This is a genomic window from Pollutimonas thiosulfatoxidans, assembly GCF_004022565.1.
Classification (GTDB): domain Bacteria; phylum Pseudomonadota; class Gammaproteobacteria; order Burkholderiales; family Burkholderiaceae_B; genus Pusillimonas_D; species Pusillimonas_D thiosulfatoxidans.
In genome coordinates, this window is the sequence record NZ_CP022987.1 from 315,363 (window position 1) to 330,116 (window position 14,754).

Here is a 14,754-nt window from a genome sequence, read left to right on the forward strand (position 1 = left end):
GTTCTTTTAACATGGCAGGCACGGTCGACGGCCGCTGTTATTTGGATAACTGACGCATGGCTTGTTCAAGCCCGCTTACCGTCACGCTGTACATGCGCTTATGCATGATGTTCTGGACTATCGCAATAGACTGACGATACTCCCAATAAGCAGCGGGCTCCGGATTCAGCCACACAGCCTTGGGCCAGTTCTCCAGCAGGCGTTGCAGCCAGACGGCGCCGGTTTCCTTGTTGTAGTGCTCGACCGACCCGCCGGGCTGCAACAGCTCGTAGGGGCTCATGGTGGCATCGCCCACGATGATCAGGCGCCAGTCGTCGTTGTATTTGCGCAGGATGTCCCAGGTATCGAAACGTTCGGCATTGCGGCGCGAGTTGCGCTGCCACAGCGATTCATACGGACAGTTATGAAAGTAATAGACCTCCAGGTGCCGGAACTCGCTGCGCGCTGCAGAAAACAGTTCTTCTACCCGGGCGATGTGATCGTCCATGCTGCCGCCCACATCCAGCAGCATCAGCACCTTCACCGTGTTGTGGCGCTCGGGGATCATCTGCAGGTCCAGGAAGCCGGCGTTGCGGGCGGTGCTGCTGATGGTGTGGTCCAGGTCAAGTTCAAGGGCAGCGCCTTCCCTGGCAAAGCGGCGCAAGCGCCGCAGGGCCATCTTGAAATTGCGTGTGCCCAATTCCTGCTGGTCGTCGTAGTCGCGGAACTCGCGCTTCTCCCAGACCTTGACTGCGGTACGGTTGCCGGCCGAAGGGCCGCCCAGGCGTATGCCTTCCGGATGGTAGCCGCCATGGCCGAACGGCGAGGAGCCGCCGGTGCCTATCCATTTGCTGCCGCCCGCGTGACGTTCATTCTGTTCTTTCAAGCGCTCTTTGAACAGCTCCATCAACTTGCTCCAGCCGTGTTTGTCGATGGCGGCTTTCTGTTCAGGCGTCAGTTGTTTCTGGAATTCCTTGATCAGCCAGTCCAGCGGGATTTCTTTATCGGCGGGCAGGGCGGCCTCAAGCGTGCGATGGAACTCGGCAAAGGCCTGATCGTAGCGATCAAACAGCGTTTCGTCCTTGACCAGTGTCATGCGCGCCAAGTGGTAAAAATCATCCACCGTCGGCGGCATCAGGCGTGCTTGCAAGGCTTCGAGCAATGTCAGGTACTCTTGCACGGAAACCGGCAGCTTGTGCGCCCGCAGGTGGTAGAAAAAATCAATCAGCATGTGAGCTCTGCAACTTGTATTCCAGATGAGCCTGGACGCCCGGCCACTCGCCGCGCAGCAGGCTATACATGACAGTGTCGCGCACGGTGCCGTCGCGCCGCAGCCCATGGTGCCGCAGCACGCCATCGCGATGGGCGCCCAGTCGTTCTATGGCCCGCTGCGACGCAAAATTGAAGTTGTCCGTGCGCCAGCCTACAACGCCGGCGCCCAGGACATCGAAGGCATGACGCAGCAGTAGCAGCTTGCAGGCTGTATTGACATGGCTGCGCTGCCAGCCCTTGCCGTACCAGGTGTAGCCGATTTCCAGCCGGGCAATGGTCGGAACGATGTCGTGGTATCGCGTCGACCCTATGAGGGCTCCCGATTCTGCATCGAATACGGCAAAGGGCAGCATGCTGCCGGCCTCCTGGCCGCGTAGCGCCTCCTGGATATAGGCGGCGGCGCCACCGGGCTGGGGCACCGAGGTCACACGCAGGCGCCATAGCGCGCCATCGGCGGCGGCCTGTTCCAGGCCATTGGCATGCGCCAGTTGCAAGGGCGCCAGCTGCACGCCGTAGCCGGTCAGCGTGACGGGTGAGGGGATATGGCGAAATGACGGGGTCACGGGGCTCATGGGGGTATGCCTGTTTAACGCCGCTGACCCGCGCGCGTCATGGCCGCCAGCCTTTGCAGCAAGGTGATGTCTTGTTCGTTCTTGAGCAATGCGCCGGCCATCAGGGGCAAGTCGCCTGCCGAACCGCTGATCTCCTGGGCGGAGAGCGACTCGTTCAATAACAGTCGCAGCCAGTCCAGGAACTCTGATGTGGAGGGCTTCTTCTTCAGTCCAGGCGCCTCGCGCAGGGCGAAGAAGGTATCCAACGCAGCGCTAAGCACGTCTTCCCGTATGTTGGGGTAGTGCACCGCAACGATTTCCTGCATGGTGCTGCGCTCGGGGAAACTGATGTAGTGGAAGAAGCAGCGACGCAGGAAGGCGTCGGGCAGGTCTTTCTCGTTGTTCGAGGTGATGATGATAAGAGGGCGGTGCTTGGCCTGTATGGTCTGGCGGGTTTCGTACACATGGAACTCCATGCGATCCAGCTCCTGCAGCAAGTCGTTGGGGAACTCGATGTCGGCTTTGTCGATTTCGTCGATCAGCACCACCACGGGCTCGTCGGACTCGAAGGCGCGCCACAGCACGCCCTTGACGATGTAGTTGCCGATGTCCCGGACTTTTTCGTCGCCCAACTGCGAGTCGCGCAGACGCGATACGGCATCGTACTCGTACAGGCCCTGGTGAGCCTTGGTGGTGGACTTGATATGCCACTGCAGCAGCGGCCGGCCCAGGGCGGCGGCAACCTCTTCGGCGAGCATGGTTTTGCCGGTGCCGGGCTCCCCCTTGATGAGCAGGGGGCGCTGCAGGGCGAGCGCCGCGTTAACGGCAAGTTTCAGGTCGTCGGTGGCGACGTAGCGTTCGGTTCCGGTAAAGCGTTCGGAAGGCAGAGCGGGTGCAGCAAGAGTCATATTGGTGTCCGTATCAGTATGCGGCCCTGCACGCTGGCAGGGGCATTGGTGTATGGCTGGCTCCAATTATCGTACAATCTGGTCTTTTCATTGGTCTATTGACGTAGATCAATTTTCTTTCACCGCCAAACAAGAGCTATTATGAAGTTGCGAACCTCCCTGACGCGCACCTTATCTGCGCTGGCCGTTACGGCATCCTGTGCAATCGCGGGCAACGCCCTGGCGGCAGATGCGGCGCCTGTGGGCGACGCCAAGGCCGCTCAGTCCAAAATCTCCATGTGCATAGGTTGCCACGGCATCGAGGGCTACAAGTCCAGCTTCCCCGAGGTCTATAGCGTGCCCATGATTGCCGGACAAAACGCCGAGTACATCGTCGCCGCGCTTCAAGAATATGCCAACGGCGGGCGCAGCTTCCCCAGCATGGAAGCCATCGCGAAAAGCCTTACGCCGCAAGACATGGCCGATCTTGCCGCCTATTACTCCAGCCTTAAATAATCGGGGGCCTGAATGAAAAAACTAACACTAGCCTTGGCTGGCTCCGCACTGATGATCCTGGCTTCCGGCGCCAACGCCAACGATCTTGCCGCTGGCAAGGCTGCCTTCGACAAGTACACTTGTGCTTCCTGCCATGGCGCAGACGCCAAGACGTCGACCATGCCCGCCTACCCCATATTGGCCGGCCAGCATCAAGACTATCTCGAGCACGCCCTGCGTTCGTACAAGCGTGGCGCAGCCGGTGCACCTGCTAGCGCCAACACCCGCAAGAATGCGATCATGGGCGCGATGGTGGCCCAGCTTACCCCAGCCGACATCAAGAATATCTCGGCCTGGCTGGCCAGCCTGCCATCGCCTTTGGCAGTACGCAAGTAAATTGCCTGTTTCCACAAAAAAGCCTGCATCGCTGCAGGCTTTTTTGTGTCTGCCAAATTTAGCGCGAGGTGGCGTGCCTGCGGATCAGGTCCAGGTATTTCTCGGTATCCAGCGGGGTGCCCAGGCGCTGGGATTCCCATACGGCTTCGCCCAATGCCTCCATGATGATGTGGGCCGCTTCATGATGATCGCGAGTGGCAAGCAGACTTTGGTAGGCAGCCTTGATTCCCGGGGGCTGATCGATGGAAAGCTGCTCATTGATCGCCAGATGCATGGACAGATGCAGAAAAGGATTGGTCCGGCCCTGCTCCACCGAGAAGTCAGCATTGGCGATTTCCGGGTCTTCCAGGTCGGCATGGTATTCGGGATGCTCGCGCATCAGATCCACCGCCATGGTTTCCAGAGAAGTCAACACGCCGCCAGCCTTGTGCTTGTGCCACGCCTCGGTAAAAAATTGCCGCACTTGATCGCGCGTGGGGTTGAACAACATGACAAGTCCCGCTATAAGCATTAACCAACAGAGTCTCTATTTTAGGCTAAACTACTCTTATATAAGAGTGAGCGGCGTTCCGGCACGTCCTATCCTCTGTTCTATACCGATTCCTACTCCTTATGGAGCATAACTGGAGCATCCATGTCCTATCAGCACATCAAGATCCCCGCCGCGGGCCAAAAGATAACGGTTAACACCGATTTTTCGCTTACCGTCCCCGACGAACCCATTATTCCGTACATCGAAGGTGACGGCACGGGTGCGGATATCACGCCAGTCATGCTCAAGGTTGTAGACGCGGCCGTCGCCAAGGCTTACGGTGGCAAGCGCAAGATCCACTGGATGGAAGTCTACGCCGGCGAGAAATCCACCAAGGTGTATGGCCCCGACGTCTGGCTGCCGGAAGAAACGCTCGAAGCTGTGCGCGACTACGTTGTGTCCATCAAGGGCCCGCTGACCACACCAGTGGGCGGCGGCATCCGTTCGCTGAACGTCGCGCTGCGTCAGCAACTCGACCTGTACGTTTGCCTGCGCCCCATCCAATATTTCAAGGGTGTGCCTTCGCCGGTAAAAGAGCCCGAGAAAACCAACATGGTGATCTTCCGCGAGAACTCCGAAGACATCTACGCTGGTATTGAATTCGAAGCCGAAAGCGCCGAAGCCAAGAAGCTTATCGAGTTCCTGCAGAAAGAGCTGGGCGTAACGAAAATTCGCTTCCCCGACACGTCGGGCATCGGCGTCAAGCCAGTGTCGCGTGAAGGTACACAGCGTCTGGTCCGCAAGGCCATCCAGTACGCCATCGACAACGACAGGTCGTCCGTTACCCTGGTGCACAAGGGCAACATCATGAAGTTCACCGAAGGCGGCTTCCGCGATTGGGGTTACGAGCTTGCCCAGCAAGAATTCGGCGCCCAATTGATAGACGGCGGCCCATGGTGCAAGTTCAAGAACCCCAAGACCGGTCGCGAGATCACCGTCAAGGACAGCATTGCCGACGCCTTCCTGCAGCAAATCCTGTTGCGTCCGGCCGAATACGACGTCATCGCTACATTGAACCTTAACGGCGACTATGTTTCCGACGCGCTGGCTGCCCAAGTGGGCGGTATCGGCATTGCTCCGGGCGCCAACTTGTCCGACTCGGTGGCCATGTTCGAAGCCACGCACGGCACGGCTCCGAAGTACGCTGGCAAAGACTACGTCAACCCCGGATCGCAGATCCTGTCTGCCGAAATGATGCTGCGCCACATGGGCTGGACCGAAGCCGCTGACCTGATCATCACCAGCATGGAAAAATCCATCCTGTCGAAAAAGGTCACCTACGACTTCGCGCGCTTGCTTGAAGGCGCCACCCAAGTGTCTTGCTCGGGCTTTGGCCAGGTAATGATCCAAAACATGTAAGCACGTCTGCTTCCGGTAGACCGTAGTCCGAAAACCCGCAATGCCGATGGCCTTGCGGGTTTTTTTATTGGGTTTCGGTGATCTGGCGAAGTGCCTTGCTGATCTCGCCCGCTTGCGTGGGCCGCACAAGCCGGCTTACCTCTTTGCCGTCTCGCAGGAAGATAAGGGTAGGCCATAGCTTGATGCGGAATGACCGCCCCAAGGGGCGGCCACTGCCATCAGCCACCTTGATGTGCGCAACTTCCTGGAAATCGGTGAAGGCCTGGTTAATCAGCGGCTGTGCCGCCTGGCAGATACCACACCAGGATGCGCCAAACTCCAGGACCAGGGGGCCTTCAGCCTGATCGATGGACTCGCGGGCAGGTTCGTCTTCGGTGTACTGAGCGTTCATGGGCATGTTGGGCTCCTTTGCCTGACGGCAGCAACCCATATGCCCATTAAGATTTCGCCTTGCGCCACAGGGCAGGCCTACTGCGCCTTCAGGTTTGCGTGTTTGATGACGCCGCCCCATTTATCCATTTCCGACTGGATGAACTGGGCGAACTGGGCGCTTGTGCCGGGGCGGGTCTCCATGCCAAGGTCGAGCAGGCGTTTCTTTATGGATGCGTCGTTAAGCGCTAGCCCGACTTCGTCATCGAGGCGCTGCACGATCTCTGGTGGCGTCCCGGACGGAACCATGAAGCCATACCAACCTGCAGCCACGACGCTGGACAAGCCTTGGTCCTTCAGAGGCCGGGCATCTGGGTAGATGCCACTGGCGGTTTCGGAGGCGACCCCGAGCACGCGCAACTTGCCGGCCTGTATGTGAGGAAGCGCGGCTGTGATGGCCGTTAACGTCGCATCGATACGGCCCGCAACCAAATCGGTATATGCCGCGACATCGCCTTTGTAGTGCACGACCAGACCCTTGGTACCCGCATCAATCAACAGAAGCTCGGCTGCCAAGTGAGGCAAGGAGCCGTGTCCGGGTGAGCCGACCGTCAGGCCATCGGTGTTCGACTTTCCGTGTTTGATGAGGTCGTCCACTGTCTTGTAGGGGCTGTCGGCATTGACGATAAGAAACAAGGGAACGGTTGCGACCATGGCAACAGCCTTGAGGTCTTTCTTGGGGTCGTAGCTTAAGCTGCCGTGCAAGGCTTCCAGGGTGGAATAAGGAGCGGCTGCGTAAAGAACGTGATAGCCGTCAGGGGCCGCCTTGGCGACGAAATTGTTGGCCACTATGGTGCCAGCTCCGGTCTTGTTTTCAACGACGAAAGTCTGTCCGAGCCGGGAGCTTAGTCGCTCACCCAACAAGCGTGCAGATATATCGTTGGGCCCGCCCGCGCCGTACGGCGAAATGATCTTTACGGGTCGCTCGGGCCAGCTTTCTTGTGCAGCAGCGTTGGTAAGCGTAATTGCAAGCCCGGTGGCGCCTGCAAGCAGCAGTAGTCTTTTCCCTAGCTTCATGTTGTCTCCTGAGTGTGGTTTCTAATTTCTCTTGCCTATAGGTTACGACCGAGAGTAAATTCGAACAAACTTTATTTAATTCTTAATCTATCAGATTTACTTATAAGTATCGGTGCACCGGGGAGGGCAACTATGAAGATGGACGTTACCTTAAGACAGTTGCGGGCATTCATCGCTGTACTGGAACGCGGCAGCTTTTCAGATGCCGCCGACAGCATGCATTTGTCGCAGGCCGCACTTAGCGGCCTGATCAAAGAGTTGGAAAGTCGCCTGGGCGTGCGCTTGCTCGACAGAAGCACGCGTAAGGTTTCTGTTTCTGTGGTGGGAGCCGTATTCGAGCCGCTGGTGCGGCGGGTGTTGGCCAACCTGGACGGTGCGTTGGAAAGCGTGGTCAATTTAAGAGAGCTCCGGCGAGGAGTGGTTCGCGTTGCGGCTCCCGAGACGCTCTCGTGCACCTTGTTGCCGCAGCTCATTGCCAACTACAGCAGTCGCTTTCCCGGTGTGGACGTACGCTTTGAGGACGTTCCGATAGAAGAAGTGATCAGCGGTTTATACAGCGGCAAGTCCGATATCGGCTTTGGCCCGGCCGGGGTCGAAGTCGACGACAGTATAGAAGTGCAAGGGCTGTTCACCGACCCGCTGTGGGTAGCCTTGCGCCCGGACGATCCTTTGGGTACGCAAGAGTCGGCAACCTGGAGTGCGTTGCAAGACAAAACGCTCATTAACTATATGCCCAATTTGAAGGCAAACGTACTGAGCCATATTCCATCCAAACTGCACGCCCGGGACATTATGCCGGTGCACCGCGTGAATACGGCCTTGGCCATGTTGCACGTAAGGCCGGGCTATGTAATTTGCCCCTCGATGGCGCGCAACCTGGTAGAGGGGTTCGGCCTGACTTTTATCCCAGTGACTCAGCCGACCGTCACCTGGCAGGTCACCATGTTCTTTCGCAACCGAGATCTCCTGTCCCCTGCAGTGGAAAGCTTTCTTGATTTCACCTTGGGCTCGGGGCATGACTGGCATGCAGCGCGGCAACATTGAACCATGTAGGCCCGTATAACGCAGGCATTTATCATTTAGACAGATAAATATATAGAAAATATCAGTTTGTCCGATCAACGGCAGAGGCAGTATATTGAATTGCCTCGGCTGCAAGCAGCTCGTACTCGGCAATGAAGCAGCACGTATGCTTCCCCGACGAATCTATATTTTCCCTGCGTGACGATTTTGCCAAACCTAGACACATTTCTCGCACCCGACGCCATTGCTATAGTCGGCGCATCCTCCAAGCCGAACAAAATCGGCGCCGTTCCCGTGCGATATCTCGTAGAACATGGATATAAGGGGAAGATCTATCCGATCAACCCCGGCGCACGCGAGATCGCCGGCTTGCCAAGCTACCCAAGTATGAGCGCTGTCGGTGCTCCCATCGATTTGGCGATCTTCGCCCTTCCTGCGGGTTCGGTCGAAGCAGCCCTCGAGGACGCCATTTCAGCCGGAGTCAAAAGCGTCGTTATGTTTTCCGCCGGCTTCGCAGAAACTGGAGCGTGCGGCGAACAATTGCAGCAGAAGATCGCTGAGCGTGCACGCCATGCGGGAATACGGATACTGGGCCCTAATTGCCTGGGCTTCATGAACATGGCGCGGTCCGTCTATGCCACCTTTTCGCCGGTGGTGGCCATGGGGCTTGCCCAGGTGGGTCACATTGGCATGGTATGCCAGAGCGGTGCCTTTGGTGCATACGCATATGCCATGGCGCGCGAGCGTGGGGTGGGGCTTTCCACCTGGATCACCACCGGCAACGAAAGCGACATCAGCGTTTCTGACTGCATCGCCTGGATGGCGGACGATCCAGAAACAAAAGTGATCATGGCTTACATCGAGGGCTGCCGCGACGGCTTGAAGTTGCGGCGCGCCCTGGATAAAGCCCGCTTGGCAGGAAAGCCGGTAGTCATGGTCAAGGTTGGCCGCACGGAATTGGGCGCACTGACTGCATCGTCCCATACTGCGGCTCTGGCCGGCGAGGACGCCGTTTACGATGCCTTGTTCAAACAGCACGGCGCTTGGCGCGCGCGCAGCATAGAAGAGTTTTTTGATATTGCCCACTGTCTGGCGACCTCCGGCATCCCTGACAACGACAGCGTAGGAATCTTGACTGTCTCCGGTGGCGTAGGGGTCATGATGGCAGATGACGCGGCCGAAGCAGGCCTGGCTGTAACCGAATTGCCGGCCACGGCCCAGGCGTCGATCAAGAAGATCATCCCATTTGCCTCTACCCATAACCCGGTAGATCTGACAGGGCAGGTAACGGCAGATCCCGCTTTGCTGGATGTCGTGTCTCGGCTGATGCTGGAACAGGCAGGCTACGGCAGCCTTTTGATCTTTCTTTCCGCTTTCGGCATGGACCCCGTAATACGCGGTGCGCAACGGCAACTGGCGCGTGATCTGCGCCGGGATTTTCCCGGGCGCCTGATTATATTCAGTACTTTGGCCGACGTTGAGCAACAGGCTGAACTGGCTAAGCATGGCTGTGTCTGCTTTGCTGACCCCGGCCGCGCTATCCGCGTCCTGGCAGCGATCACTTTCTTCCATCGACAGCACACCCAGGACCACGGCTGCAGCGATCTTCTGCCCGTCCATCAGCCACCCCTGTTACACCAGGCCTACAACGAGGCCCAAGCCATGCGGCTGTTGGGGCAAGCCGGTCTTCCCATGGTCGAAACGCAGGTTGCTGACAGCAGACAGCAAGCCATGGCAAAGGCAACAAACATCGGCTTTCCGGCCGTCATGAAAGTGCTGTCCAGCCAGATCGCCCATAAAAGCGATATAGGTGGAGTGCGACTGAACATCCAGAACGAGACGCAGGCAGGCGAGGCTTACGATGCTATCAAGCATGCGTTGTGCAAGGCCGGCATGTGGGGCCAAGCAGAAGGTGTGTTGCTGGCGCCGATGCGTGCCGGTGGGGTGGAAATAATAGTAGGTGCCCGCCAGGATCCCCACTTGGGCACTGTAATCATGCTGGGTAGCGGGGGAGTCAACGTCGAGGTATGGGGCGATGTGGTCTTGCGACTCGCTCCGGTAAACCTCCCGCAAGCCCATGAAATGATTTCAGAGCTGCGAGCGCTTGCCCTGTTGAATGGTTTCAGGGGCTCGCCGAGGGCCGACATCGATGCTCTGGCGCAGACGATAGTGCGGCTTTCCGAGTTTGCCGTGGCGGCGGGCGACACACTGGACTCGGTTGAACTGAATCCGCTGGTCGTATTTGCAGAAGGCCAGGGTGCTCTGGCACTGGATGCCGTATTGCTGACTAAAGAACCAGCGGCATCGGTGTTGCAGACACTACCCCTGTTTGAAATTGCCCGTATGCGGGCAGCCAACACGCAACGCAAGCACCCCGAGCAAGGCTACGCGGGCGACAGCCCAGCTTCCAGCATGCGTTGGGTCAACCAGTTCACACATACCCGGCGCTTGCGCAGCCCGGCCGACACCGAGGTCGTCACGCCGAATAACGATACCTTGTTTACCAACGCCTGGCTGGATTTGTCGGCAGGCCCATTGGTGATTGATGTCCCCGAAATGGGGCAGCGCTATTGGGTGTTGGGTTTTCTTGATGCGTGGACCAACCCATGGGCCTACGCGGGCCGCAGGACGACGGGCGGCGCAGCGCAGCGCTTGTTCGTACATGGCCCTGGCTGGTCAGGTGCAGTACCGGAGGGTATGCATGTCATTAGTTCACCCAGCCAGGATGTCTGGATCATCGGCCGAATTCTAGCCGACGCAGAGGCAGGCGATTTAGCCCAAGTGCATGCCTTGCAAGATCGCTTCAAGATATCCCGACTTGACGGAACGCCGGCTTTGACCCGGATCGACGCCTTGTTTACCAAGAACAAGGTGGGTGCGCCAACAGCGCAGGACTACCTTCGTGTTCTGGACATCATGCTGAAGCGCAATCCGTCGGAGTTCCCCGTTGCTGGGTGGCCGCCGCCAGAAGCGTCACTGCAACTCGCCTTGGACCACGTCTATACCGAGCTACGCGAAGCCGTGCAAAGTTCGGAATTGGGCGGCGGCTGGACGACCGCCGTCAATGTGCGGGAGAGCTTCGGGGCAGATTTCCTCACACGTGCTCGCGTCGCACGTAACTGGATCGGAACCTTGGGCATAGACGAAGCCATGTACATCATGGCTGAGGTCGATGAGCAAGGTCAGCCCTTACGAGGGCGGCATCAGTATGCCTTGCGCTTTCCGCCTACCGCCCTGCCTGATGTCGGCGCCTTCTGGTCAATTACTTTATATGGTCGCAGCAACTGTTTATTGGTCGATAACCCCATTGGTCGTCATTCCATCGGGGATAGAACGGCGGGGCTGAAGCCCGATGAGGATGGCGGCTTGACCATTTCCATTCAAGCCGATGATCCGGGCCCTGGAAGAAACTGGTTGCCCGCTCCCGCGGACGACGGCTTCTACCTGACCCTGCGCCTTTACCAGCCAGGACCCGCGCATCTTGATGGTAGCTTCCAATACCCGGCCGTCAGGCTCATTAAAACCGAGGCAGCGTGCGATGTTGAATTCAACTGAGAAACCGCTAGTGGGTAAGGTCGCGATAGTGACAGGGGCGGGCGGCGGCCTGGGGCGTGCGCATGTGCTGGAACTGGCGCGCCTGGGCGCATCTGTTGTGGTCAATGATCTGGGCAGCGGTGCAGACGACGTCGCTGCGCAAGCCCGCGCCGCCGGCGCGCAAGCCTTGGCCGTCATGGGCGACGTGAGCCACCCGGAAGATATGCAGAGGATGGCCGCACAGGCTATACAGGCCTTTGGGCGCATCGACATCCTGGTCAACAACGCGGGCGTTCTGCGAGATCGCAGTTTTGCCAAAATGTCCTTGGACGATTGGCGCCTGGTGCTGGACGTGCACCTCATGGGCGCCGTGCATGCTACCCGGGCTGTCTGGCCCCATATGCAAGACCAGGCGTACGGCCGCATCATCATGACGACATCGTCGTCGGGCCTTTATGGCAACTTCGGGCAATCAAACTACGCCGCAGCGAAAATGGCGCTGGTCGGCCTGATGCAAACCTTGAAGGAAGAAGGCGGCAAGTACAACATTCGGGTCAATTGCCTGGCTCCTACTGCCGTCACCGGCATGACGGAAGGCCTGTTGGACGAAGAAGCCGCTACAGTGCTGAGCGCCGAGCGTGTCAGCAAGGGCTTGCTGGCGCTGGTTCAAGACCAGGCGCCTACCGGCATGATCTTGCTGGCGGGAGGCGGCAGCTTTTCGTGTGCGCACATCACCATGACACAGGGCATATACCTTCCCGACGATCACGACCCGGCGGTCAGCTTGTGTAGCCGGCTGGCCCAGGTGCAAGATCAAACCTTGCAACTGACGCCCCGAAATGGCTGGGATCAGTCCAAGCACGAGCTGGCCAAGGCACTGACCCCACGGGTATAAGGCTCTAAAGATCCAGAACCAGTTTCTTGCCCTTGGCGCGAGAGCAACATGCCATCAGGCGGTTGTTTTCCCGTCGCTCGGCTGTTGTCAGCACGCTGTCGCGATGTTCGACCTCGCCATCCAGCACGCCCACTTCGCAGGCGCCGCAAAGCCCTTCTTCGCAATCGCTTTGTACGTCGATGTTCGAGCCGTGCAGGACTTCGAGCAAGGTGGCGTCGTTGGGTACAGTCAGCGTCAAGCCGGAATTCCTCAGTTCAACTTCAAAGGATTGCTCTTTGGCCGGATCCAGGATGGTCACCGTATTCACGAAGTGCTCGATATGCAGGGCGCTGTCCGGCAGCGCGCGTCGCGACACGGCCTCTTCCAGCGCAGCCAGCATTCGGGTCGGGCCGCAGGCATAAACCTGGGTGCTGTCGTCGAAAGTCGCCAGCAGCCGATCGAAGTCGTTGCGACTGCCTTCGTCGCTGATATGCACATGCAGGCGCGAGCCATGGGCTTGTTCCAGCTCGTTGGCAAAGGGCAGGGTGCAGCGGGAGCGGCAACTGAAGTGGATTTCATAGTCCAGGTTCAATGCGCGCGCGCGCTGAGCCATCGCCATGATGGGCGTGATGCCGATGCCGCCCGCAACGAGCAAGATGCGGCCGGTTGGTGCCTCGTCCATACGGAAGTGATTTCGCGGACCGCGTACACGCAGCTCTGCGCCTACTGTGGCGTTCTGATGCAGCCATGATGATCCGCCGCGGCTTTCGGGGTCACGCAGGACCGCGACCTCCCAGGCGTTACGGTCGTCGAGATCGCCGCAAAGCGAATATTGCCGCGACAGGCCGGTGTGGCCGCATTCGATGTCCACGTGCGCGCCGGGCGTCCACTGCGGCAAGGGTCTGCCATCGGGCGCTACCAGTCGCAGCAGCACAATGTCGTCGGCGACCTGTCGCACCTCGGCCAGCTGCAGATCGCGCACCACATGTTTGGCCAAAGGTGCACCCAGTCGTATCTCTTGCGTCGCCTCCAACACCGAAGCGTCGTTCCGCTCCGGGTTTTGGGCTGGATCCCACTCCACCACCAGGTTGCGCGGTCCGCGGAATGCCAGGTTGTGCACATACTTATAGGTTTGCTCGGCCAGGCGCATGTGCGGCAGGCGGCGTGATAGCTCGCCGATGATGATCTGCATCTCCATGCGGCCGATATTCTTGCCCAGGCATTGATGTGCGCCAAAGCCGAAGGTCAGGTGTTCAACCGTGTTGTCGCGGCGGATGTCGAAAAAGTCCGGGTCGCCGAACTGGCGCGGATCGTGGTTGGCAGAGGACACCACCAACAGCAAGCGCGCCCCGGCCGGGATGGCGACGCCTTCTATCTCGACGTCGCGGGTGGCGCGGCGGCGCCACGATCCTATCGAGCCATTGTGGCGCAGGCACTCTTCGACCGCCGGCGAAATAAGCAGGGGGTTCTTGCAGATGTCAGCCCAGCTTTCAGGGTGCTCCAGCAGCAGTCTGATGGCGTTGGCTGAAGCGAACGATGTGGACTCGTGCGCGGCGACGATAATCGCCATCATCATCGAATGCAGATAGGAATCCGTCACCACATCCGGAAACTCTTTTTGCTGGCGTATGGAGTAGCGCATCCAGCCAGGGCCGTCGGGCGTGCGTTTCATTTTCTCCAGCACTTCGCCCGAGAACTGCCAGAACTGTCCGACCGTGTGGGCCACGTTGGCGCTTTCTTCCGGGGTAGGGCGGCCAAATGCATTGATGGTGTGCGCGATCGAGAACTTGTGCATGGTCGCGCGGTCAGAGTCGTCTTCTATGCCCAGGAACTCCAGCGCCACCGAGAAAGGGACGTCCCACAGGAGTTTTTCCATCAGGTCGACGCGGCCATCGTCGATGAAGCCGTCGATGGCTTCGGTTACCAGCCGGCGCACCATGGGCTCGTGCTTGCGCAGATGCTCGGGCGTAAAGGGTTCCATCAACACGCGGCGACGGGCCATGTGGGCGGGCTCGTCCTCATTGACCAGCGTGCGGTTCATGGCATAACCGTATTGCTTCAGGATGGATGCAGCCTCTGGCGAGGGCTGCCCCACGGGCTCCAGCACATTGGAAGGGCTGAATGCAATGGGGTCGCGGAAAATGTCCTTGATGGCCTGGTAGCGCGTAACCACCCAGTAATCCAGCTTGGGGCTATAGAACACTGGCTTTTGCTCACGGGCCCAGCGGACGAACTCCGACGGGTTCTCCATGTAGGCGTCCTGGAAGGGGTCAAACTGTGCCGCTTTATGGTCCACAGGACAGCGCCCAGCATCGGGAGTGGCATGATGGGCGACGGGGCAGCCCGCCAGTGACTGTTGGGTACGTGTATTCATGGTGTCGTCCTCCGCGGGCTAAGTGCCCCGTT

At 59.0% G+C, this 14,754-nt stretch carries 13 protein-coding genes; 6 read left to right on the forward strand and 7 right to left on the reverse strand.

Annotated elements, in window-relative coordinates:
* Positions 1-37: 37 nt before the first annotated feature.
* Genes CKA81_RS01530 through CKA81_RS01540 form a run of 3 tightly spaced genes read right to left on the reverse strand, consistent with a single transcriptional unit; the run spans position 38 to position 2,710 of the window.
* On the reverse strand, positions 38-1,210 hold the full coding sequence (locus CKA81_RS01530; RefSeq protein WP_128353720.1) for a vWA domain-containing protein: 1,173 nt from the start codon (positions 1,208-1,210) through the stop codon (positions 38-40).
* Entirely contained in the window at positions 1,200-1,823 is a 624-nt protein-coding gene (locus CKA81_RS01535; RefSeq protein WP_128353721.1) for a GNAT family N-acetyltransferase, read from the reverse strand. The genes CKA81_RS01530 and CKA81_RS01535 overlap by 11 nt, the downstream gene beginning before the upstream one ends.
* Positions 1,824-1,837: 14 nt before the next feature.
* Positions 1,838-2,710 carry an AAA family ATPase gene (locus tag CKA81_RS01540; RefSeq protein WP_128353722.1) on the reverse strand — a complete coding sequence of 291 codons (873 nt, stop codon included), beginning with the start codon at positions 2,708-2,710 and terminating at the stop codon, positions 1,838-1,840.
* A gap of 141 nt (positions 2,711-2,851) precedes the next feature.
* Between CKA81_RS01540 and CKA81_RS01545 the strand changes: the two genes are divergently transcribed.
* Both CKA81_RS01545 and CKA81_RS01550 read left to right on the forward strand, forming a co-directional pair.
* On the forward strand, positions 2,852-3,205 hold the full coding sequence (locus tag CKA81_RS01545) for a c-type cytochrome (RefSeq protein WP_128353723.1): 354 nt from the start codon (positions 2,852-2,854) through the stop codon (positions 3,203-3,205).
* Positions 3,206-3,217: 12 nt separating this feature from the next.
* A complete protein-coding gene (locus CKA81_RS01550; protein WP_128353724.1) occupies positions 3,218-3,580 on the forward strand; it encodes a c-type cytochrome in 363 nt (120 codons plus the stop codon).
* 58 nt (positions 3,581-3,638) lie between these two features.
* Here the strand turns inward: CKA81_RS01550 and CKA81_RS01555 are convergent, their stop codons facing one another.
* On the reverse strand, positions 3,639-4,067 hold the full coding sequence (locus CKA81_RS01555; protein ID WP_128356454.1) for a DUF1841 family protein: 429 nt from the start codon (positions 4,065-4,067) through the stop codon (positions 3,639-3,641).
* A gap of 147 nt (positions 4,068-4,214) precedes the next feature.
* On the opposite strand from CKA81_RS01555, the gene icd reads away from it, so the two are divergent.
* On the forward strand, positions 4,215-5,471 hold the full coding sequence (gene icd / locus CKA81_RS01560) for an NADP-dependent isocitrate dehydrogenase (RefSeq protein WP_128353725.1): 1,257 nt from the start codon (positions 4,215-4,217) through the stop codon (positions 5,469-5,471).
* Positions 5,472-5,535: 64 nt separating this feature from the next.
* Here the strand turns inward: icd and CKA81_RS01565 are convergent, their stop codons facing one another.
* Both CKA81_RS01565 and CKA81_RS01570 read right to left on the reverse strand, forming a co-directional pair.
* On the reverse strand, positions 5,536-5,868 hold the full coding sequence (locus CKA81_RS01565) for a thioredoxin family protein (protein WP_128353726.1): 333 nt from the start codon (positions 5,866-5,868) through the stop codon (positions 5,536-5,538).
* Positions 5,869-5,939: 71 nt separating this feature from the next.
* Positions 5,940-6,917 carry a Bug family tripartite tricarboxylate transporter substrate binding protein gene (locus CKA81_RS01570; RefSeq protein ID WP_128353727.1) on the reverse strand — a complete coding sequence of 326 codons (978 nt, stop codon included), beginning with the start codon at positions 6,915-6,917 and terminating at the stop codon, positions 5,940-5,942.
* Between the two features lie 132 nt (positions 6,918-7,049).
* Between CKA81_RS01570 and CKA81_RS01575 the strand changes: the two genes are divergently transcribed.
* From CKA81_RS01575 to CKA81_RS01585, 3 genes are all read left to right on the forward strand, one after another.
* The gene (locus tag CKA81_RS01575; RefSeq protein WP_128353728.1) at positions 7,050-7,961 is read left to right on the forward strand and encodes a LysR family transcriptional regulator; all 912 of its coding nucleotides are present in this window, start codon (positions 7,050-7,052) and stop codon (positions 7,959-7,961) included.
* Between the two features lie 273 nt (positions 7,962-8,234).
* Positions 8,235-11,495: an acetate--CoA ligase family protein gene (locus tag CKA81_RS01580; protein ID WP_237183400.1), complete on the forward strand. Its 3,261-nt coding sequence runs from the start codon at positions 8,235-8,237 to the stop codon at positions 11,493-11,495.
* Positions 11,479-12,369: an SDR family NAD(P)-dependent oxidoreductase gene (locus CKA81_RS01585; RefSeq protein WP_128353730.1), complete on the forward strand. Its 891-nt coding sequence runs from the start codon at positions 11,479-11,481 to the stop codon at positions 12,367-12,369. Before CKA81_RS01580 ends, CKA81_RS01585 begins: the two co-directional genes overlap by 17 nt.
* 4 nt (positions 12,370-12,373) lie before the next feature.
* Here the strand turns inward: CKA81_RS01585 and CKA81_RS01590 are convergent, their stop codons facing one another.
* Positions 12,374-14,722: a cytochrome P450/oxidoreductase gene (locus CKA81_RS01590; protein WP_128353731.1), complete on the reverse strand. Its 2,349-nt coding sequence runs from the start codon at positions 14,720-14,722 to the stop codon at positions 12,374-12,376.
* Positions 14,723-14,754: the final 32 nt, after the last annotated feature.

Coding starts and splice junctions, on each gene's coding strand:
- CKA81_RS01530 (WP_128353720.1), bottom strand. CDS start 1,210: ATGCTGATTGATTTTTTCTACCACCTGCGGGCGCACAAGCTGCCGGTT.
- CKA81_RS01535 (WP_128353721.1), bottom strand. CDS start 1,823: ATGAGCCCCGTGACCCCGTCATTTCGCCATATCCCCTCACCCGTCACG.
- CKA81_RS01540 (WP_128353722.1), bottom strand. CDS start 2,710: ATGACTCTTGCTGCACCCGCTCTGCCTTCCGAACGCTTTACCGGAACC.
- CKA81_RS01545 (WP_128353723.1), top strand. CDS start 2,852: ATGAAGTTGCGAACCTCCCTGACGCGCACCTTATCTGCGCTGGCCGTT.
- CKA81_RS01550 (WP_128353724.1), top strand. CDS start 3,218: ATGAAAAAACTAACACTAGCCTTGGCTGGCTCCGCACTGATGATCCTG.
- icd (WP_128353725.1), top strand. CDS start 4,215: ATGTCCTATCAGCACATCAAGATCCCCGCCGCGGGCCAAAAGATAACG.
- CKA81_RS01565 (WP_128353726.1), bottom strand. CDS start 5,868: ATGCCCATGAACGCTCAGTACACCGAAGACGAACCTGCCCGCGAGTCC.
- CKA81_RS01570 (WP_128353727.1), bottom strand. CDS start 6,917: ATGAAGCTAGGGAAAAGACTACTGCTGCTTGCAGGCGCCACCGGGCTT.
- CKA81_RS01575 (WP_128353728.1), top strand. CDS start 7,050: ATGAAGATGGACGTTACCTTAAGACAGTTGCGGGCATTCATCGCTGTA.
- CKA81_RS01585 (WP_128353730.1), top strand. CDS start 11,479: ATGTTGAATTCAACTGAGAAACCGCTAGTGGGTAAGGTCGCGATAGTG.
- CKA81_RS01590 (WP_128353731.1), bottom strand. CDS start 14,722: ATGAATACACGTACCCAACAGTCACTGGCGGGCTGCCCCGTCGCCCAT.